Genomic DNA, 19325 nt, shown 5'->3' on the forward strand with positions numbered 1-19325 from the left:
GCCGTGTGGGAAGACATCCTGATCTACGTCGCGATCGGATTTGTGGCGCAGATGGTCGATGGTGCCATCGGGATGGCATTTGGGATCGTCTCGACCAGTGTTTTGCTCAGTGCGGGCGTTCCTCCTGTGACGGCAAGTGCGTGTACGCATGCTGCGGAGACGTTCACCACCGCAGCTTCAGGTATCGCTCACTGGCGGGTCGGTAACATCGATTGGCGGCTGGTGCGGCGGCTCGCTCTGCCTGGAATGATCGGGGGAGCGCTCGGCGCATATCTGCTGTCGGAAGTGCCCGGCGATGTGATCCGGCCGTATATCAGCGTCTATTTGTTCATCCTTGGCGTGCTGATCATTTTGCGGGCGGCACGTAACGCTCGTTCCCGCAGCAATATCGGGCATCGGCATCTTCTTCCATTGGGCTTCTTCGGAGGTTTCCTCGACGCGGTCGGCGGCGGTGGTTGGGGTCCGATGGTTGCGACGACGCTCATCGGCCGTGGGGCTGAAGCCCGTTACGCAATAGGTTCGGTGAACTTGGTCGAGTTCTTCGTGACGGCCGTGATTTCAGCGACGTTTCTCGTCACCGTTGGATTGGAACTTTGGCCGATTATTGCCGGCTTGGTGGTTGGAGGCGTTATCGCCGCGCCTTTCGCGGCTCTCGCGACACGATATTTGCCAGAGCGGTTGCTTATGATCGTCGTCGGGCTGATGGTTTCAGGCCTGAGCGTTCTCTATCTCATTAGAAAACTTGCACCGTAGAATTTATGTCTGCGAGAACCCTCATGCATGCATCATTCCCAGATACGTGGATCCTTGTCTCGCTCGGGGGGCTGTTGGTTGGGTTTCTGATCGGGATGACAGGTGTCGGTGGCGGTTCGGTCACTACGCCGATGCTTATTTCCGGATTCGGTGTCGCCCCGGCACTCGCCGTAGGGACGGACCTGCTCTTCGCATCGATTACGAAGGCAAGCGCGGCGTGGCGTCATCACAAGTATGGGAATGTTGATTGGCCGATCTTCGGCTACCTCGCGTGTGGCAGCTTAACGTCCACACTCATCACCTTGGCGTGGCTCAAGTTTGCACACCCTGACACGACCCTTCTGGCTTCGGTCATAAGGACTGTATTAATCGGTGCGCTCGTTGCCAGTTCACTTGCTGTCTCGTTGGTACCATGGTGGCTGCGACGGCATGGTAGCCAGGGGACGCCGGAGATGCGCAGTGCGCCACGTCCCATTCCCACTGTTCTTTACGGCCTACTAGTTGGCGCGTTGGTTACGCTGACATCGGTTGGTGCGGGCGCGATTGGTGTTGCGATCCTGATCATGCTGTATCCCAATCTTGCAGCGCGCCGGATCGTGGGAACGGACATCGTGCATGCGATCCCTCTCGCTTTCATTTCCGGCGTTGGTCATCTGTCGATGGGCAATGTGGATTTTGGACTTCTCGGTGCTCTGCTCATCGGTTCAATTCCCGGCATCATGCTGGGGTCGCGACTTGTTGGTGCGTTCCCCGACTGGCTGTTGCGGCTGCTTTTGTCGGTGGTTCTGATTTATGCCGCATATCTACTTTATACTTTCGCGCATTAGGTGATTTTGAGAATCACTTTGTTTCCGTGCGTCAATTGCATGGGGGCCAATTCCCCATCTGTTTGAAAGTTGTGACCGCTTTCCCGTGCCGCGAATGCGACGTGGACGGGCTTGTACGAATCGGGACACTTTCGCTTCTCGTTACCGGGGCACTGGTCTTGCTTTTCACGACCCCGCGGACGTCCAACGTGTTGCGTCCCCACGAAATTTTTCGTGTCAACTTTTTGGGGTTTTGTGTGTCATGGCTATTGATGCTCTCGTTAAACCATTGATGAACGTAGCAATTTTTCAGGGGCTGAAGCCGCTCCAAATTACCGAGATTGCGCGACGAGCCGAGCGTGTCGTCTACAGACCTGGACAGGCCATTATCGAAGAAGATGTTGATGGTGATGCTGCTGTTCTCATCGTTTCAGGGGATGCTGTGCGCATTTCCGGCCCCGGTTGCGAAGGAGCTCCTAGGGAAATTGCCCAAGGGGCATTGCTGGGTGAAATGGCAATGCTGATTGAGACGCAGCACTCCTCCACTGTGATCGCACGTGGAAGTGTGCGCGCCCTACGCATCACCCGTGCCGATCTTCATGCGCAAATGGAAGAAGACCCCGCCGTTGCCGATCATTTCGTTGGAAAAATCACAGGACGCTTGACGCGTCTCGCGCAAGAGCTACGGACAGTCGATGCCACTTTGGGTGGCGGGCAAGAAAATCTCGCGGATGCGACGGTTCATTGACGCAGTCGGCTGTACGCGGGCCGTTCACCAAGTATTATTTCTGACATGAGATTTAAAAAGTGAACGCCCAGTCCCGGGGGGAGGGACTGGGCGCTCTTGCGCTCTCGCGCGCGATGCCGGGAGGGAAGCCGGCATCACAGGCTGCGTCTTCGGCTAGACGGGGGGCACTACCGAATACAGGGTGACGCGCCTGACTAACTCCAATTTAAGCGCGAAACAGGCTTATGCAATAGGTGCAATAAGCTATGATCACGAAAACGTGAACAAGAATCGGCTGTTTTCCCCTGCTCAATTGTTGCCCAGAGTCCGAACAGACACACTTTATGTGCAGCGAATGCAGTTTTAACTACTGCTTGAAGGGGTTATTAACGGACTTTATTACGAATTTACTCTTCTCGACGGGCTCGTCACGAACAACATCGGCGACCTGTACGCGCGTGTCCAACCCTTGAGCGTCAGTTGTAATCCATTCCTTGAGCTGCATATCAGGGGTTTTGGACATAATCAGGGTAATCCGGCCCGTCGCATCAGGACTTTTGTCCTCCAGGGCCAATAGAAGTGACTCCCCAATTTGCTGGACTTCAACGATGCGTGCGTCACGCATCAGGTCCACATCCTTGCCAAGAAGAATCCGAAATGGCGTTTGGTCTAGAGCAACGCGATCCTCAGAATCGACATCTGGGTCCTGGATGGCGAGGTATGTCCCGTCAGAAATGATGAGCTGGCGCGAGGGCCGGTCGTAGTTAAAGCGGAACATCCCCGGCCGCATCATGAGGAAGTTTCCCTTCATGACTTTGCCGTCCGCTGCCGTCTGCACGAACTCACCTTTCAGCGTTTTTAGCTCGTTGAAATATTTGGAGACCGAATTGACGTCCTGTGTCTGCTGGGCATCGAGCGCAATGGAGCTCGAGCCATCCGGGGCGACCTGTGCGCTCCAGCCTGGTCCGACGGGTGTGGCCGTTGCGTTCTTGGCGGGGTCGGCGGCAAGTGCTGTTGCGCTGAAGGCTGTCGCCAAGACGAGCGCGCTTGCGAGCGATGGAAAGTGTTTCATGGTCTCAGTCCCTCCCCCAGGTCCCCGTTAACTGTATCGTGCAGTGCCACAAGAAAGGGCATACAGTCCAGTGTGATTCCTTGAACAATGCGACAAGATCGGGGCGGTTAGGGTTATTCCATCCGTTATGGGGTGAGATAAGGATGCCCACACGCAAATATACCACGGTCAAAAAGCTGATTACGATAGTTCAAGCCCAGCGAGGAGAAAGACGCGGTCGGCTAGCGCGGGCATAGTTATCTTCTTGTGGGGCTCTTGGTTGGGGCTCCGATTCAGCTCCAGCGATGCGAGCCATGAGATCCGCATCATAGTCGGCTGTGCCAGCCGACCGTAGAAACTCAGCAACGGCTTGGACTTCATGAGAATCCACTCGGGCGCTATGAATGCGTGCGCAGTGCCCACTGCCGGACGAGAGCAACATATCGTCTCGATCGAGGAGTTGTTCGGCGCCTGAGCCACCCAGAACAAAGCGACTGTCCGCTTTTGTCGGCGTTTTGAAGCAGATCTTGGTGCGAAGATTTTTGATCAGCGTGTCGGTGAGAACGTCTGGCGACATTTCCTCTGTCGCCAGAACCAAGTGAATCCCTGCTTGCTGAGCCATAGTAGAAATGCGCCGGAACGCAGCTTCGAACTTTTCGGACGCCGAGCGCGCTATGCCGGCGAACTCATCGATCACAACAACGATGTAAGGCATCGTCGCGAGGTCCATCTGCTCATGTTCGTAGATGGGCTCACCGGTCGATCTATCGAATCCCGTATTGACCGTGCGCGAGATCATCTCACCGCGCTTTTTGGCGTTGATTACCCGGTTGTTGAAAATGTCAATGCTGCGCACTGAGAGCTTGGACATCCGCTTGTGGCGCTCTTCCATTTCAGCAACGATCCATTCGAGGGCTGCGATGCCCTGAAGCGGATCTGTGACGACAGGTGCAAGCAAGTGCGGAACGTCGTTGTAGTTCGACAGTTCGATCATTTTCGGATCGATCAGCAGAAGCCGGCAGGCGTCCGGACCATGGCGATACACGATCGACTGAATCATCGCATTGAGCGCGGCCGTTTTTCCCGAGCCGGCCTGTCCGGTCACGAGTAGATGCGGCATCCGGGTGAGGTCAGCGACGACCGGCGTACCCTCTATGGATTTGCCAAGCGCAATAGGCAGTGGTCCATCGAAACGGCGGTAGGTATCGCTTTCAAAGATTTCCCGCACGTGGACGGTTTCACGCCGAGGATTGGGAATTTCGATGCCGATCGCGCTGCTGCCGGGCATCGCGGCAATCCTTACCGTGGGGACAGACATGGCGCGTGCGATATCGTCCGCGAGTGCGACGACCCGAGAGGTTTTTGTGCCGCGCTGGGGCTCGAGTTCAAACAGGCTAACGACAGGCCCCTGCTTGATCTCGCGAACCTCGCCATTAATGCCAAAATCTCGCAGGACATCTTTGAGCATACGGGCGTGGGCTCGGCTCACGGTTTGTGTGAATTCAGGGCCGGGTCGCCCCGTCGGTGCGGGATCAAGGAGGTGAACGGATGGACGCTTATAGCCGATGCGGGCGCTGGGTTTGTAGCACAACGATCCTAGGCGGCGTTTGCGTGTGTCCTCTTCCGTAGAAATGGTCTCGGCGATTGGCGATGGGGTGATGGTTGGAACAGCTTCCCAAGGCGCCGGTGTCGATCGTGTGCGGTTACGCTCGACCTCGTCGTCTTCGCTTGAGGACTTGTGCAAGAATGACTTCATGAGTTTGCGCGCAGGCGAAGCGGTTGCGCGCGCAGCGGCTGAAGCGTTTTTCATCAGCGTGGGGGCGAGTGTCGGTTCGTCGCTCACTTCGATTTCGGACGTTTCCTCGCTGAATAGAGTCGGAGAGGATTTCGCACGAGAAGTTTTTTTCGGTTCCCAGTTTTTTCCCGTCGTTGGCGGCTCGGCGTAGGCGGCGTAGCCTTTGCCTTGCCGGTTTGCAGGCGCGAAACGTCTTGCGATGGCGGCGCTGTCGTCATCGGTATCGAGATCGAATTCGGGCTCACGTTGCGTCGGCGTGTCCGTTTCCCATGAGCCCGAGGATGGTTTGGATTTTTTGACAGGTGGTTCTGTTGCCTGAGGCCGTAGAGACGGCGGCAGGTCATCGATCTCTTCGTCCTCAGATTGTTCACGCGCAGGCGCGCGCTCGTCAAACGAACGCATCAACGTAGGAGCGTCGTTGTCTCTAGATTTGCGCGCCATTGGCTTTCGGACGGGCGCTGCCGGCCGTTCGGGTGTGAAGGTTGCCTCCACTTCGTCCACGGATTCCGGCGCCAGAGACTCGAGCTCGGGTTCGGCTCTTGGTTCGGCAAAGGGCGCGGAAGAAAAACTCGGCTCGCGGCGTTCTGTAAGACTGGGCTCTTGCGGCGTCTCAACCGTGGTTGTCACGGGCGTCAAGGCATTTAGGCCAGCTTTGAGCGCCTTTGAGATATCCTTGAGTTCGATCCCGATTGAATAGGCGAGCGCGGCGAAGCCAGCTGCAAACAGTGCTGCGCCCGCAACAGGTGCGATCGTGGGGGAAATCAAGGTTGCCAGAATGAGGTGGCAAAGGCCGTAGATGGCGTCACCTAGAATGCCGCCAAGGCCTTGCGACATTGGCCAGACCTGGGGTGGCGGCAGCGAGGCAAAGGCGCTTGCCAATGTGAAGATCGATAACGGAAAGAAAGTCAGCTTTGTCCGGAGGTCGCGAATGCGGCCAGACAGCGCGAGTTCTGTTCCCCAGAACATCGGCGCCAGAAGCGCAAGGATGGACGTGAGGCCCAGGCTTTCCAGGAGAAGATCGGAAAGGATGGCACCCGGATAGCCTAAGACGTTGGCGGGAGGGGCGCTCGTAATGTGTGTCAGGCTGGGATCGGCTGCAGACCAGCTAATAAGGCTGGCCCAGACGGCTGCGAGGACGATGAGAACGGCAAAGCCGTAGACTCGCGAAATACCACCGCGCAAACGTTTCTCCAACGATTGTGGGAGAAGTCGCTCGGTTTCACTCACATGACTTTTGTACTGGTACTGGGGCAACATTACTCAGACGAACGCTACGCGAAAACATCGACTATTCGTTCCAGCGCCTGTCTGATCGTTTCCGGGCTTTGCACCAATGCCACGCGCACGAAATCTGCGCCTGGATTGATGCCGTCGCGACCGGTTTGAGCGAGATAGGCACCAGGCAGTACCTTGACACCCGCACGTTTCCATAGGGTTACCGAAGCGTCGATTCCGCCACCAAAATTGCCGAGATCGAGCCAGAGGAAGAATCCGCCAGCCGGGCGGGTATAGCCGTAGCGTGTGCCGAGCACCTCGTCACATACGTCGTATTTCTTTTTATATGCCAGACGGTTAGCTGCTACGTGGGTTTCGTCCGCCCATATTGCCGCTGATGCAACTTGAATCGGTCCTGGCATTTGTGGGCCGATAAGGTTGCGAATTGTCGCAAGCGAGGCGAGAAATTTTTCGTCGCCCGCCATGAAGCCGGAGCGCATGCCTGGCAGGTTCGATCTTTTGGACAGGGAGTTAAAAACTATTAGGTTGCGAAAACGTTCTGGTGTCGCGGCTGCAACCGTGAGAGCACCGACGGGTGGCTCATCGGAATAAAGCTCCGAATAGCACTCATCGAAGAACAGCATGAAATCGTAGCGCCGGGCGAGGTCCAGGGCACGCGCAATATATTCCGGCGTGGCTACGGCGCCCTGCGGATTTGCGGGCGAGCAAAGGTAAAGCGCGCAGGTGCGTTTTAGCAGGGACGCCTCTGAAGCTAATGCTTCAAGATCGGGGAGCTGGCCGGTGGCTTTCGTTGCGTTGAGGTAGACCGGTTCCGCGTTGGTGGCGAGGGCCGCGCCGATATATGCCGCGTAATATGGATTGCACATAAGTATTGCGGGACGCGTACCTTCAGGCTGCCGCTTGCGGCCGACGGCAGGGAGTGCGGCGTAGAACAAGCCTTCACGTGAGCCGTTGCATGGGAGAATAGACGTTTCCGGATCGATCCCGGGCTTCAATTTAAAACGACGGTCGATCCATGCGGCAATCGCTTGGCGTAGCTCATCGGTGCCACGAATGGGTGGGTAGTTCGCAAAACGTGCCTGAGCGTCAGCAATGGTTTCGGCCACGTGGGCCGGCATGGTTTCGCGCGGCTCGCCCAACGTCAAATCGATGATGGGTTCGCGGCCCGGCGGGAAGGGAGCGAGAAGTTCGCGGACATGGCTGAAAGGGTAGGGGATGGCGCCTGATGCAAGGCGCTCAAGGCCGGTCAGCTCATTCATTCAGAAAATCCCTGGCATGGTCGGCTTCTACGCTCGCACATGAGACTAGAGGGCAGACGATGTCTGCCCTCCTCTCTTTGCCTGTAATGCCGTTTGGGATCAAATGCGACCGGTGCGCACGTCGAGTTCCGGATTGGCAGAGATATTGTGGATCGTCAGGTCTGCGCCGCGGCGTTGTTCTTCATCGCTCATGCGGAAGCCGAAGATCAGGTCTACGAGCGTGTAGACGATGAGGCCGGCGACCAGTCCGTAAGCGGAGCCCAGGAGCGAGCCGACAAACTGCGAGGCGAATGTCACGCCGCCGATCCCGCCGAGCGCTTCCGTTCCAAAGATCCCGCAAGCCAGCCCACCCCATAGGCCGCAAAGTCCGTGCAGCGGCCAGACACCAAGTACGTCATCGATCTTCCAGCGCTGGGTGGCGAGTTGGAAAAACTGGACGAAGATGAAGCCAGCGATTGCGCCTGTGACGAGTGAGCCGACTGGGTGCATGACGTCGGACCCCGCGCACACAGCGACAAGGCCTGCGAGGGCACCGTTGTGCACAAAGCCCGGGTCGTTACGGCCGACGATGAGGGCGGCCAGGATCCCACCGGCCATGGCCATCAGGGAGTTCATGGCGACGAGGCCGGAAATGGCAGCGACGCTTTGGGCGCTCATGACGTTGAAACCGAACCAGCCAATGCAGAGCATCCAAGATCCCATGGCCAGCCAGGGGATCGATGACGGTGGCGTTCCGGAAACGCCAGGATGGTCGTAGCGACCACGCCGCGGGCCGAGGCGCAGGATAGCGCCGAGCGCTGCCCAACCGCCAAATGCGTGGACAACGATCGACCCTGCAAAATCATGGAAGTTGGCGCCGAGCATGCTTTCAAAGAGTGTATCTTGAAGCCCAAAGTTGTTGTTCCAGACGGTTCCCTCGATCAGGGGGTAGGCAAAGCCGACGAGTAGGGCCGTCGCGGCGCACTGGGGTACGAACCGCGCACGCTCCGCGATGCCGCCCGATACGATGGCGGGGATGGCCGCAGCAAATGTGCATAGGAAGAAAAACTTGACCAGCGTCAGACCCTGGGGGCCGAAGCCTTCGGCGCCTCCCGCTAAAGCGGACGCACTGACCAGAAATGTGATCCCGTAAGAGATCCAAAAGCCGATGAAGAAATAAGCAACGGTCGAAATCGCGAAGTCGACCATGATTTTTACGAGCGCATTGACCTGACTGAAGTGGCGGACGGTACCGACCTCAAGGAAGGCGAAGCCGCCGTGCATCGCGAATACAAGTATCGCGCCCATCAATAGGAAAAATACGTCAGAGCCCTGTTGTAACTGTTCCATGGTGCCCACCCCTTGAAAAAGCTTTGTTGATTATTCTGCGTGCATTTCGCTTCCCAGAAAGGCGGCTGATTGCACGTGGCCAAAGCAATGGTCAAGGGTAGGATTGCCGTATAGGCGGGCAATATAAATAATTGCTCGATATTTAGTCTTCCGCCTACTTTTTCACCTCTATTTTGATTTGTTTTTGTGCGCTTGATTGGGTGTTGAAGGCTAAATTTTGAGCACTAGCGCACGCGGCGAGGGTTCTTATAGAGGTCGGATTCCTGACGTTCGAGGGCTGGGGAAATCCGGCCATCGATCACGTCATGCCAAAGCCGCCACATATGCCAGCGTGCCTGCCGGTTGAAGATGATGAGACCGGAAAACAGTTTCATAACAGTCAGCAGCTTTTTGTCAGCATGTTCGCTGCGAATGGCGCCCTTCCATTTGCCGGCAATGGAAAGAATTTTGCCATCAATGTAGCCGATGGCTTTGTTGTGCTCGTCATACAGCGTGTAGTCGCCACCAATGTTGATGAGCGCCCGCTCAAGACGGAAGAATTTGGGCGTTCCATCACTGACGATGAAAAACGAAAAGTGCTCAGGAAGAAACGGCCATTTGAGCGCCGATCGTTCGAGATAGATCATGAAATTGTCGTCGTGGGTGTTGATGGAATAGGCCATCACCGGCACACCGCGAGCCCCCAACGTGAGTTGCAGGCTGCGACCGACCATGAGGTCCATCGTTGCGCGCCAATTGAGACTGGGCGTGAACAGCTTGAAGACCAATCTGCGGTCCATGCCCTTCGCGTCTTTCCAGAGATCCTTGCGGTAACCGAGAAGACCCGTCCGCTCGCCATTCTCAATGACCTCGGCGTAGATATCCATGTCCGATGAAAACTGCCGGGATTTGGCGCGGTTACGGGAATGTTTGTAGATGCCGAACTCTGTCGGATTAAGGTCAGTCAGCCAGACGTCAACGACAAACTTCTGCCAGGTATCGCTCGAGGTGGAAGCCTTGGTAATGCGACGAGACGGCTTCTTTTCGGGTTCGGTTTTGGCGCTGCGCTCGAGAACTTCGGCCCGAGCTTCGCGCGCAGCCTCGTTGGCAGCTTGTTCAGCTTCTGCGGCGACGCTTTGTGCGATGCCTTCAGTCATGGGGCCTCCGATATCATGAAACGCATGCACAGTTTTCGAATCAGTGTGGAGCCTAACATTCCAGTCGGGAATACAACCGCGTAGGCGCAACTCGTCCTCAGAAGAATCTTGGTCTTCTGCTCGGGGCGTTGTTTAGAACGTGTTCAGACGCGGGCGCCGAATATGGCTGAGCCGACACGAACGTGCGTAGCGCCGAGTTCCACTGCGGCTTCAAAATCGCCTGACATCCCCATGCTGAGGCCAGGGAGATCCAGTTCGCGCGCCAGCTTGGCCAGAAATGCGAAATGAACCGCAGGCTCTTCGTCAACAGGAGGAATGCACATGAGGCCCGTGATCTTGAGGCCGAACTCGTTTTGGCACTGATCGAGGAATTGGGCCGTATCGCGCGGTAATACACCGGCCTTTTGAGGCTCCTCGCCTGTGTTCACCTGAATGAAGAGCTGAAGTTCCTTATTTAGCTTCGCTTGCTCTTCGGCAATAGCCTTGGCGATTTTGGGCCGATCGATGGAATGAATGGCGTCAAACAGCGTGACGGCTTCCTTGGTTTTATTGGACTGCAACGGTCCAATCAAATGCAGGGTTATATCTGGGAACTTGTCACGCAAGGCTGGCCATTTGCCGGCGGCTTCCTGGACCCGATTTTCGCCGAAGTGGCGCTGGCCGGCGTTCAGAACGGGCAGGATTTCGTCTGGGCCGAAGGTTTTGGAAACGACGATCAGCTCGATGTCAGCCGGGGAGCGACCGACGTCTTTCGCGGCGGCGGCGATCTTATCTTTGACGGCGCGTAAGCCTTGATGATCGGCGGAGATCGTATCGTCGGTCGTCATTTTGATGATCTGTCAGCTTTCTATGTTCGAACCCAATGGGGCTCTAGCACGTTTCCGGGCGGTGTAGTCCATCCGACCCGATTTTCATCATTTAATATAAGGACGTGCCATGCTGACCTTGAAGGATGCTCGACGTGTCATCGAAGCCGCCGAGAAAAAGGCTGAAGAAATCGGACAACCCATGAATATTGCGGTTGTCGACGCTGGTGCGCAATTGCTCGCACACATCCGGATGGATGGAGCCTGGATCGGCAGCATCGATATCTCGATCAACAAGGCTTTTACGGCGCGTGCGTTCGATATTTCGACGGAAGAGCTCGCGCGGAATAGTCAGCCTGGTGATCAGTTTTTCGGGATTCACGCGTCGAACCAAGACCGCGTGATGATTTTCGCAGGCGGTATTCCGCTTAAAGGCTCCGATGGCAGCATTGTCGGCGCGATTGGTGTCAGCGGCGGCAGCGGTGCGCAGGACCAGGCTGTGGCCGAGGCGGGTGCGGCAGCCCATACCTGCTAGACGGTTTGTGTGGGGGACGCTGGACCTTAAAAGCACGCCTTATCCGAGCGTTGGCGGCGGGTAAGGCGTGAACGTATTTTCGTCGCGCGCCATCAGGTAGAGATACTTGCGATGGATGAAAATCTTGCTCCTGCCGACCTTATGCTCCTTGAGGATGCCGATGGCCGCGAGCTGTTTCAGATAGACGGCCGCCGTTTGGCGTTTGGCGATCCCCGACCGCCCGAGATGCTGAATGCGTGTGTAGGGCTCAATGAAGATGAGTTCGGCGAGTTCGGGCGAATAGATTTTCGGTGCGTAGGTTTTGATATGATCGGCGGTCATATCAATCATCGCTCTTGTCGCTCTTAGCTTGCCATTGGTCCAGATTGCAGACTGTTCGATGGCGGTCAGCATGTAGTCCAAAAACGGTTCCCACTCGCCGGTTTCCGTCACCTTCGCGAGGCTGCGGTCATAGCTGCCTTTGGTCGCTAGGAGATGCCGGCTGAGGTAAAGCACTGGCAAATCAATCAGGCCAGTGTTCAAGAGGCTCATCAAAGTCAGGATGCGGGCGGCTGGCCCCGTTGCGAGGGCAAAGGGTTGCGCGGAGGTGAAGAGATAGTGGGAGACCGCGAGGTGCACCAGCGGGTCGATATCCTCGGATTCGGTCTGGAAGCGCGCCCAGTCAGCCAGAAGATGCGTGAGCCGATTTTCGCTTGGTGGTGTGAAGCCGGCCTCCAACGTTAGCGCGTGTGCCAAGGTTGCGGCGGTGACGATGGAAAGGCGCTGGTATTTCGACGCGGCCGCGGCGGCGATCAGGGCTGCCCGACACCGGAGAATTTGGCGCGTGGCATCGTCGTCTTTGACGCGCAGTCCGTTTGCGGCTTTAAAAAGCGGATCAATGGCCGTTACAACGTTCGCGATTTGGCAGCTGTCCTTCGCTTCCAGAAGCGCGAAGGTGCTTGCACAGGCGGCAGGATCCGAAAATGTCTTCCCGGCATAGCGTAGGTCGGCCAGGGCGGTTCGTGCTGCAACGCACTTTTTTAGGATTGATCGGGTTTCGAGCTCAACAGCCTGAGGAATCACGGGGCGCGGTGGGGAGGCGAATTCCGGGGTGGCGAGCATGAGACAGAATAACCTGGGCCAGAAGGGTCATGTCGACGTACGCAATTTTTCTCGACATATTCGTGGGGGCTCGTCAACGCGCAGACATATATGTGTCGATGAAATGGGATACTTATCGACATGATTGCGTAGTTCAGGGCCTGTAAATCCGCCCACGCATGCGGATATGTCGCTTCGTCGCCGTCCATTCGACCTATCGAATTCCCAGTTTCACCGTTTGCCCGCCTTGACCGACGGGTTTGTTTGGCGCTCATTACCGCCGCCATTGAACGAACCGTTAAGAGACCGATAAGCCTCATGGGAAATGAACGTTACAACGCGCCTGCGCGCGAAAAGCACTGGCAGCAGATGTGGGAGGAGGCTGGTGTCTTCACGGCCTCGAACAACGATGAACGGCCCAAGTGCTACGTTCTAGAGATGTTCCCGTACCCATCGGGCCGCATCCATGTTGGACACTCGCGCAACTACACAATGGGAGATGTGTTCGCGCGGTATAAGCGCGCCCGGGGTTTTAATGTCCTGCATCCCATGGGTTGGGATGCGTTCGGAATGCCGGCCGAAAATGCGGCGATGGAGCGTAAAACGCATCCGGCGCAGTGGACGTACGCCAATATCGCAGCGATGCGCCAGCAACTGAAGTCCATGGGGCTTTCTATCGATTGGCAGCGCGAATTCGCGACATGTGACGTCAATTACTACAAGCAGCAGCAGAAGCTGTTCCTAGATCTTTTGAAGAAGGGCCTCGCCTACAGACGGTCTGCAAAGGTCAATTGGGATCCCGTGGATCACACGGTTCTGGCGAACGAACAGGTTATCGACGGTCGTGGGTGGCGTTCGGGTGCCCTGGTCGAGACTAAGGAGCTGACGCAGTGGTTCTTCCGGATCACTGAATATGCAGATGAGCTGCTGGAAGCGCTCAATACGTTGGATCAGTGGCCGGAAAAAGTGCGACTGATGCAGGCCAATTGGATTGGCCGATCGGAAGGCATGTTGGTGCGCTGGGCTCTTGACCCAGCAAACGCGCCCAAAGGCATTAGCGAAGTCGAAGTTTATACGACGCGGCCGGATACGTTGTTTGGTGCGTCCTTCCTGGCTGTGTCACCTGATCATCCGCTTGCACTGGCCGCGGCTGCGGATAATCCAAAGCTCAAAGAGTTCTGCGACGAATGCCGTCGCCAGGGAACCTCCGTCGTTGAGTTGGAAAGTGCGGAGAAGAAGGGCTTCGATACCGGACTCCGCGTTCAGCATCCTCTGGACAAAGATTGGTTGTTGCCGGTTTGGGTCGCGAACTTCGTGTTGATGGATTACGGGACGGGCGCAATCTTTGGCTGTCCTTCGGGCGACCAGCGCGACTTGGATTTTGCCCGCAAATACGATCTGCCGGTCAGACCCGTGATCTTGCCGCCGGGCGAGAATGCCGAGACCTTCGCGATCGGTGATGAGGCCGTCGATGGTGACGGCACGATGATCAATTCCGATTTCCTCGATGGACTAGATCCCAAATCTGCATTCGAGAAAGTTGTGGACCGCCTCGGCGCTATGACGATCGGGGGGCGGCCGGTTGGTGAGCGCAAGGTCAACTTCCGCCTGCGTGATTGGGGTATTTCGCGGCAACGCTATTGGGGGTGCCCGATCCCCATCATTCACTGCGAGAGCTGCGGGGCGGTACCGGTACCCGCTGATCAGCTGCCGGTGGAGCTCCCAGCAGATGCAACGTTCGATAAACCGGGTAATCCGTTGGACCGGCATCCGACGTGGAAGCACGTCACGTGTCCGAAGTGTCAGGGGCCGGCTGTGCGCGAAACCGATACGATGGATACGTTCGTCGATTCATCGTGGTACTTCGTGCGCTTTACTGCGCCTGATGCGGACACGCCTGTGGATGCGCGCGCTGCGCAGTACTGGTTGCCTGTGGATCAGTACATTGGCGGGATTGAGCATGCGATCTTGCACTTGCTCTATTCTCGCTTCTTTTTCAGAGCGATATCGGATGCTGGCCAAGGCATAGGGCAGTTGCGAGAGCCGTTCCGCGCGCTGTTCACACAAGGCATGGTGACCCACGAAACGTACAAGTCGCAGAACGGCGAATGGTTGTCACCGGATGAGGTGAAGATTGATGGCGACGGTAAAAACCGAGCTGCGCGCCACGCGGTGAGTGCGAACCCCGTTACGATCGGGCCCATCGAGAAGATGTCGAAGTCGAAGAAAAATGTCGTCGATCTCGACGCATTTGTTGGCGAGTACGGCGCGGATACGGCTCGTTGGTTTGTGCTGTCGGACAGTCCGCCAGAGCGCGATGTGATCTATACGGAGGTCGGCGTTGAGGGGGCCCGCCGATACGTGCAACGCGCTTGGCGGTTGATCGACGAGATCGCGCAAAAAACGCCGCAACGCGCGGATGTCATGCCTGAATTCGGCCCCGAGGGGATCGCATTGCGCCGGGCGGCCCATAAGACGCTTCATAGTGTAGGCGGGCACATCGAGGGGCTGCGGTTTAACGTTGCTGTGGCGACGCTCTACGAATTTACTAATGTGCTCAGTTCGACCCTACAGAAGTCGGAAGACGGGCTCGATTGGGCCCTGCGGGAAGGGGCAGAGCTGTTGGTGCAGATGATTGCACCGATGATGCCACACCTGGCGGAGGAATGCTGGGCGCGGCTCGGTTACAACACCTTATTGGCCAAACAACCTTGGCCCGTGGCGGAACCGGCCTTGCTCGTTGACGATGTTATGACCATTGCCGTACAGGTGAATGGCAAGCGGAGGGACGAGCTTACCATAGCGCGGAGCGCCTCCAAGGAAGAGATCGAGGCAGCCGCTTTGGCCTTGGAACCGGTTACTCGCGCCTTAGAAGGCAAGCCGGTGAAGAAGGTTATAGTTGTGCCGCAAAGGATCGTTAATGTCGTTGCCTGAGGCGCTTCGTGCGTCGGGTTCGGTCGCCGACAGGATCGGAGAGTCCAGCCGGATGTGCAGCAGACGGTCGGTTTTTAGAGTGATGGCGGTCGCGGTACTAATCGCGCCGCTGGTTGCTGCCTGTGGCCCCGGCGGTTTTCGTCCGATGTACGCAGACTTGAACGGCACCGGCAGTTTGTCGGAGAGGTTGGCGCAAGTTGATATCGCACCGATCCCAGGCCGTGTTGGTCAGCAGCTTCGCAACGAGCTGATCTTCCAGGCTCGAGGAGGCGGCAACGCTTTGCCGCCGGAGTATCGCTTGGAAATTGCTATTCGCGAAAGTGTAACGTCAACGCTCGTCCAGCGTAGTGGTGACTCTCGCGGTCAGATCTACAGTCTTGATGCATCGTTCCGGCTGATCCACCTCAAGGATAAGAAGGTAATCTTGTCGGGCACGAGCTATGGGCGTGCCGGTTTCGAGCGTTTCGACTCCATTTTCTCTAACGTTCGCGCACGTCGTGACGCGGAGGACAGAGCCGCCGGTACTGTGGGCAACGACCTGAAGTCACGGTTGTCAGCGTTTCTTGCGACACAGGCTTAAGTTCCGTTTTTTCGGGACGCTATTCGTTTGTCGTGCGGCAGATCAGCGAGCCGGTTGATTATGGTCGCTATTAAAAGTCATCAATCTGCGAGTTTTCTGAAATCGCCCGACGCCAAGATCACGGCGTTGCTCTTCTACGGCACGGATGCCGGGCTTGTCTCGGAACGCGCCCGACAGGCCGCGGATGCATGGGCGAAGCGCGAAAACCCACCCGGTGAAATTTTAAGAGTTGATGAGATGGATCTGGACGGAGACCCAGGTCGTCTTGCGGATGAACTTCTGACGGTCGCTATGTTCGGCGGGCGTAAAATCGTTCGTACGAGCACCGGACGGCGTATCAACGCCAATCTGCTCAAACCGCTTGTCGCTGAGACAGCTCTGCCCAGCGTTTTGATCGTAGAGGCAGGAAATCTGAAGCCGACGGATGCGCTTCGAAAGATGTTCGAGCAGCCTGCACATGCGGCCGCAATCGCGTGTTTTCCGGATGAAGAACGCGATCTTGGCGCGGTGGTCGATGAGGAGATGAAGGCGGCCGGGTTGACGATTTCCGCACCGGCTCGTGACAGCCTTGTTGCTCGGCTTGGCGCGGATCGGGCGATGTCGCGCGGAGAAATAGAAAAGCTGATCCTTTATTGCTCGGGGCGTGGCAAAGTTGAAGTTGAAGATGTCGAGGCGATCGTGGGGGACGCCTCTGAACTTACAATTGATCGTATTGTGCTCGCTGCCGCGGGTGGACAAGGTGACCGGGCTGTCAATGAATTCAGTCGGGCGATAGCCGCAGGAGAAAGCGCGCAAGCTATCATCCTCGCCCTCCAACGGCATTTTATGCGACTGCATCGCGTGTGTACGCAGATTGATGCCGGCCGGCCCGTTGCCGATGTCATGCGGAGTTTTCGGCCACCGCTCCATTTCAAGCAGAAAGATGCGCTCACGGCACAAGCGCGTATGTGGACGGTGCAGCGGTTGGCGCAGGCTCTTGGGGCGATTCAAGCCGCGGCCAAGACCGCGCGGCACAATGGTGCTCTGGAAGATATCGTCGCTGAGCGCCTCGTGTTGTCGCTGACCCGGCTGGCGCGTGCGAGCGGTTATTCGGGCCGCTAAACTTGCTCTGCGAAGCTGAGTGCCTATAGTGCCGCGCAAATCGTAAACAATTCGAGAGGTAACATGACCGGACTCCGCTACGACGTAATCGGCATTGGCAACGCTATTGTTGATATTATTGGGCGCTGCGATGAAGAGTTTTTGGCGCGTCATGAAGCTCCGAAAGGAAACATGCGCCTCGTTGATGCGGAAACGGTGGCAGCGATCTATGGTGACATGGGACCGGGCGTTGAGATTTCTGGTGGTTCGGTCGCCAATTCCATGGTCGGTATTGCTTCCTTCGGAGGCCGGGCGGCGTTCATCGGAAAAGTCGCTGATGATGACTTCGGCAAGGTCTTTGCGCACGACATTCGCGCGGCGGGGGTTGAATTTTCCAGCTCACCCGTTAGCGGCAAGGCGCCGACGTCACGCTGTCTCATCCTGGTGACGCCAGACGGCGAACGCACGATGAACACATACCTGGGCATCTCCACCGACCTCGATCAGGGCGAGGTTGATCCCGACGCCATTCGTGCTGCCGGTATTGTTTATCTTGAGGGCTATCTGTTCGATCAGCCGGAGGCCAAAGCGGCTTTCCGTCAGGCGGTCGAGATTGCGCGCAGTGCCGGGCGCAAGGTGGCTCTGACATTGTCAGATGGTTTTTGTGTCGATCGTCACCGTAGCGAATTCGTTGATCTGATCCGTGACGGTATCGATATTCTGCTCGCCAACGAGGATGAGATCACATCGCTTTATCAGACGGAAGATTTTGAGGATGCTGCTCAGCGTGTGGCCGTCCATACGGAGCTTGCTGCTCTGACACGCAGCGAGAAGGGATCGGTCATCATCTCCAAGGGCCAACGGATCGAGATCCCCGTTCATCCGATTGAGCGGCTCGTGGATTCGACTGGAGCTGGGGATCTCTATGCGGCCGGTTTCCTGTATGGCTTGGCAACGGGCAAGGACCTTGCTACCGCTGGCCGACTTGGTTCGTGTGCGGCAGCTGAGATTATCAGCCATGTCGGTGCGCGGCCGGAAACTCAACTCAGCACTTTAGCAAGAGAGTTGGCTCTTTCAGCCTGAGCGGGCGAGATAGAGACTGTGGCAGTGGTTGGCTGACGCTTCGGAGCGTAAATGGAAAACTTGGAGCGGGCACGTAACAAGCTCATTGTGGCGCTCGATGTTCCGACGGTCGAGGAGGCCGAGAACTTAATCGGCCGGCTCGGTGACGACGTCTCAGTCTATAAGATCGGTCTGGAACTGGTGATGGCTGGCGGCCTGGAATTGGCCCGCCGGCTGATCAGAGAAGGGAAGCAAGTCTTCCTTGATATGAAGTTCCTGGACATTGGCCATACGGTTGAACGTGCGGTGGCCAATGCCGCCGAATTGGGTGTGACGTATCTCACAATTCACGGGCATGATCGCAAGACGCTCGACGCGGCTGTGGTCGGGCGGGGAAGCAGCGGGATGAAGCTGCTTGCGGTTACGGTTCTGACAAATCTCACTGCTGCGGATCTCGAAATTCAGGGCAATCGGCTTTCTCCTGCAGACCTTGTTTTGCATCGTGCGCAGTTGGCACGTGCGTGCGGGGTCGATGGTATCGTTGCCTCGGGGCAAGAGGCGGACATGGTGCGCCGAGAGGTCGGTTCTGATTTTCTGATCGTGACGCCGGGTATCCGTTTACCTGGTAGCGCATTGGACGATCAGCAACGGGTGATGACTCCGGACAGCGCTGTCGCTGCAGGGGCCGATCTGATTGTGGTGGGGCGGCCTATTACGCGGGCGGATGATCCAGCTGATGCGGCGCGGGCTTTCGTTGCGCATATCGCTGCGGCCCTTGAGCGTCGAAGTGCGACCTAAGACTCTGCAAGTTTATAAGCCAACCAAGGAAACAAAACGAAATGCCGAAGGGATATGTGATCGCCCACGCCGTTGTCACCGATGCTGATGCTTGGGGGCAGTACGTGGCGAAGTCGAAAATTGCACTGGACAAGTTCGGCGGCACACCGATCGTTCGTGGCGGACGATGCGAAATCGTCGAGGGAAATGGCGTAGCTCGTAACGTCGTTCTAGAATTTCCCAGCTATGACCACGCGTTGGGTTATGCCAAGTCGCCGGAATACGCAGAGGCCAAAGCTTTGCGTGAGGGTGCCGGTACTATCGACATTACCGTTGTCGAAGGTGTCTGACGCTCTTCTTGTATCCGGCGAAGGCCTGT

General features: G+C 57.0%; 17 protein-coding genes. 10 read left to right on the forward strand and 7 right to left on the reverse strand.

Going from position 1 to position 19325, the window contains the following annotated elements:
• Window positions 1–3 precede the first annotated feature (3 nt).
• The 3 genes from K5845_RS14045 (at window position 4) to K5845_RS14055 (ending at window position 2307) form a co-directional block, all read left to right on the forward strand.
• Window positions 4–753: a sulfite exporter TauE/SafE family protein gene (locus K5845_RS14045; RefSeq protein WP_197540881.1), complete on the forward strand. Its 750-nt coding sequence runs from the start codon at window positions 4–6 to the stop codon at window positions 751–753.
• Window positions 754–776: 23 nt separating this feature from the next.
• The gene (locus K5845_RS14050) at window positions 777–1580 is read left to right on the forward strand and encodes a sulfite exporter TauE/SafE family protein (protein ID WP_287959277.1); all 804 of its coding nucleotides are present in this window, start codon (window positions 777–779) and stop codon (window positions 1578–1580) included.
• Between the two features lie 241 nt (window positions 1581–1821).
• Complete coding sequence (locus K5845_RS14055) at window positions 1822–2307, forward strand: cyclic nucleotide-binding domain-containing protein (protein WP_046476955.1); 486 nt, start codon at window positions 1822–1824, stop codon at window positions 2305–2307.
• 346 nt (window positions 2308–2653) lie between these two features.
• Here K5845_RS14055 and K5845_RS14060 read toward each other — a convergent pair whose 3' ends face one another.
• The 6 genes from K5845_RS14060 to K5845_RS14085 all read right to left on the reverse strand — a co-directional run bounded on the left by K5845_RS14060 (window position 2654) and on the right by K5845_RS14085 (window position 10919).
• On the reverse strand, window positions 2654–3358 hold the full coding sequence (locus tag K5845_RS14060; RefSeq protein ID WP_090230542.1) for a LolA family protein: 705 nt from the start codon (window positions 3356–3358) through the stop codon (window positions 2654–2656).
• A gap of 190 nt (window positions 3359–3548) precedes the next feature.
• The gene (locus K5845_RS14065) at window positions 3549–6314 is read right to left on the reverse strand and encodes a DNA translocase FtsK (RefSeq protein ID WP_052743686.1); all 2766 of its coding nucleotides are present in this window, start codon (window positions 6312–6314) and stop codon (window positions 3549–3551) included.
• An 89-nt stretch (window positions 6315–6403) separates the two neighbouring features.
• Window positions 6404–7627, reverse strand: coding sequence for an aminotransferase class I/II-fold pyridoxal phosphate-dependent enzyme (locus K5845_RS14070; RefSeq protein WP_046476952.1), 1224 nt, complete (start codon window positions 7625–7627; stop codon window positions 6404–6406).
• Between the two features lie 99 nt (window positions 7628–7726).
• Window positions 7727–8956, reverse strand: coding sequence for an ammonium transporter (locus K5845_RS14075; protein ID WP_287959278.1), 1230 nt, complete (start codon window positions 8954–8956; stop codon window positions 7727–7729).
• A 224-nt stretch (window positions 8957–9180) separates the two neighbouring features.
• On the reverse strand, window positions 9181–10092 hold the full coding sequence (locus K5845_RS14080) for a hypothetical protein (protein WP_046476947.1): 912 nt from the start codon (window positions 10090–10092) through the stop codon (window positions 9181–9183).
• 143 nt (window positions 10093–10235) lie between these two features.
• The gene (locus tag K5845_RS14085; protein WP_046476944.1) at window positions 10236–10919 is read right to left on the reverse strand and encodes a YggS family pyridoxal phosphate-dependent enzyme; all 684 of its coding nucleotides are present in this window, start codon (window positions 10917–10919) and stop codon (window positions 10236–10238) included.
• A gap of 109 nt (window positions 10920–11028) precedes the next feature.
• Here K5845_RS14085 and K5845_RS14090 point away from each other — a divergent pair, with 109 nt between their 5' ends.
• Window positions 11029–11433, forward strand: coding sequence for a GlcG/HbpS family heme-binding protein (locus K5845_RS14090; RefSeq protein ID WP_046476942.1), 405 nt, complete (start codon window positions 11029–11031; stop codon window positions 11431–11433).
• Between the two features lie 39 nt (window positions 11434–11472).
• Here the strand turns inward: K5845_RS14090 and K5845_RS14095 are convergent, their stop codons facing one another.
• A complete protein-coding gene (locus K5845_RS14095; protein ID WP_287959279.1) occupies window positions 11473–12534 on the reverse strand; it encodes a Fic family protein in 1062 nt (353 codons plus the stop codon).
• A 297-nt stretch (window positions 12535–12831) separates the two neighbouring features.
• On the opposite strand from K5845_RS14095, the gene leuS reads away from it, so the two are divergent.
• The 6 genes from leuS (at window position 12832) to K5845_RS14125 (ending at window position 19296) form a co-directional block, all read left to right on the forward strand.
• Window positions 12832–15447: a leucine--tRNA ligase gene (gene leuS / locus K5845_RS14100; protein ID WP_287959280.1), complete on the forward strand. Its 2616-nt coding sequence runs from the start codon at window positions 12832–12834 to the stop codon at window positions 15445–15447.
• Window positions 15434–16027 (forward strand): LPS assembly lipoprotein LptE, encoded by a 594-nt coding sequence (locus K5845_RS14105; RefSeq protein WP_082101009.1) that lies wholly within the window; start codon window positions 15434–15436, stop codon window positions 16025–16027. Before leuS ends, K5845_RS14105 begins: the two co-directional genes overlap by 14 nt.
• A gap of 60 nt (window positions 16028–16087) precedes the next feature.
• Complete coding sequence (gene holA / locus K5845_RS14110; protein WP_046476936.1) at window positions 16088–17128, forward strand: DNA polymerase III subunit delta; 1041 nt, start codon at window positions 16088–16090, stop codon at window positions 17126–17128.
• A 63-nt stretch (window positions 17129–17191) separates the two neighbouring features.
• A complete protein-coding gene (locus tag K5845_RS14115; RefSeq protein WP_046476934.1) occupies window positions 17192–18190 on the forward strand; it encodes an adenosine kinase in 999 nt (332 codons plus the stop codon).
• A 51-nt stretch (window positions 18191–18241) separates the two neighbouring features.
• On the forward strand, window positions 18242–18967 hold the full coding sequence (gene pyrF, locus K5845_RS14120) for an orotidine-5'-phosphate decarboxylase (RefSeq protein WP_046476932.1): 726 nt from the start codon (window positions 18242–18244) through the stop codon (window positions 18965–18967).
• Window positions 18968–19008: 41 nt separating this feature from the next.
• On the forward strand, window positions 19009–19296 hold the full coding sequence (locus K5845_RS14125; RefSeq protein ID WP_046476930.1) for a DUF1330 domain-containing protein: 288 nt from the start codon (window positions 19009–19011) through the stop codon (window positions 19294–19296).
• Window positions 19297–19325 lie beyond the last annotated feature (29 nt).

Origin of the sequence: Filomicrobium sp. (assembly GCF_025698805.1) — a bacterium.
GTDB lineage: Bacteria > Pseudomonadota > Alphaproteobacteria > Rhizobiales > Hyphomicrobiaceae > Filomicrobium > Filomicrobium insigne.

What these genes read in the sequence shown, in the direction of transcription:
- K5845_RS14080 (WP_046476947.1), bottom strand. Translation starts at nt 10,092, where the DNA reads ATGACTGAAGGCATCGCACAAAGCGTCGCCGCAGAAGCTGAACAAGCT.
- K5845_RS14075 (WP_287959278.1), bottom strand. Translation starts at nt 8,956, where the DNA reads ATGGAACAGTTACAACAGGGCTCTGACGTATTTTTCCTATTGATGGGC.
- K5845_RS14070 (WP_046476952.1), bottom strand. Translation starts at nt 7,627, where the DNA reads ATGAATGAGCTGACCGGCCTTGAGCGCCTTGCATCAGGCGCCATCCCC.
- pyrF (WP_046476932.1), top strand. Translation starts at nt 18,242, where the DNA reads ATGGAAAACTTGGAGCGGGCACGTAACAAGCTCATTGTGGCGCTCGAT.
- K5845_RS14105 (WP_082101009.1), top strand. Translation starts at nt 15,434, where the DNA reads ATGTCGTTGCCTGAGGCGCTTCGTGCGTCGGGTTCGGTCGCCGACAGG.
- leuS (WP_287959280.1), top strand. Translation starts at nt 12,832, where the DNA reads ATGGGAAATGAACGTTACAACGCGCCTGCGCGCGAAAAGCACTGGCAG.
- holA (WP_046476936.1), top strand. Translation starts at nt 16,088, where the DNA reads ATGGTCGCTATTAAAAGTCATCAATCTGCGAGTTTTCTGAAATCGCCC.
- K5845_RS14095 (WP_287959279.1), bottom strand. Translation starts at nt 12,534, where the DNA reads ATGCTCGCCACCCCGGAATTCGCCTCCCCACCGCGCCCCGTGATTCCT.
- K5845_RS14050 (WP_287959277.1), top strand. Translation starts at nt 777, where the DNA reads ATGCATGCATCATTCCCAGATACGTGGATCCTTGTCTCGCTCGGGGGG.
- K5845_RS14060 (WP_090230542.1), bottom strand. Translation starts at nt 3,358, where the DNA reads ATGAAACACTTTCCATCGCTCGCAAGCGCGCTCGTCTTGGCGACAGCC.
- K5845_RS14090 (WP_046476942.1), top strand. Translation starts at nt 11,029, where the DNA reads ATGCTGACCTTGAAGGATGCTCGACGTGTCATCGAAGCCGCCGAGAAA.
- K5845_RS14115 (WP_046476934.1), top strand. Translation starts at nt 17,192, where the DNA reads ATGACCGGACTCCGCTACGACGTAATCGGCATTGGCAACGCTATTGTT.
- K5845_RS14125 (WP_046476930.1), top strand. Translation starts at nt 19,009, where the DNA reads ATGCCGAAGGGATATGTGATCGCCCACGCCGTTGTCACCGATGCTGAT.
- K5845_RS14085 (WP_046476944.1), bottom strand. Translation starts at nt 10,919, where the DNA reads ATGACGACCGACGATACGATCTCCGCCGATCATCAAGGCTTACGCGCC.
- K5845_RS14055 (WP_046476955.1), top strand. Translation starts at nt 1,822, where the DNA reads ATGGCTATTGATGCTCTCGTTAAACCATTGATGAACGTAGCAATTTTT.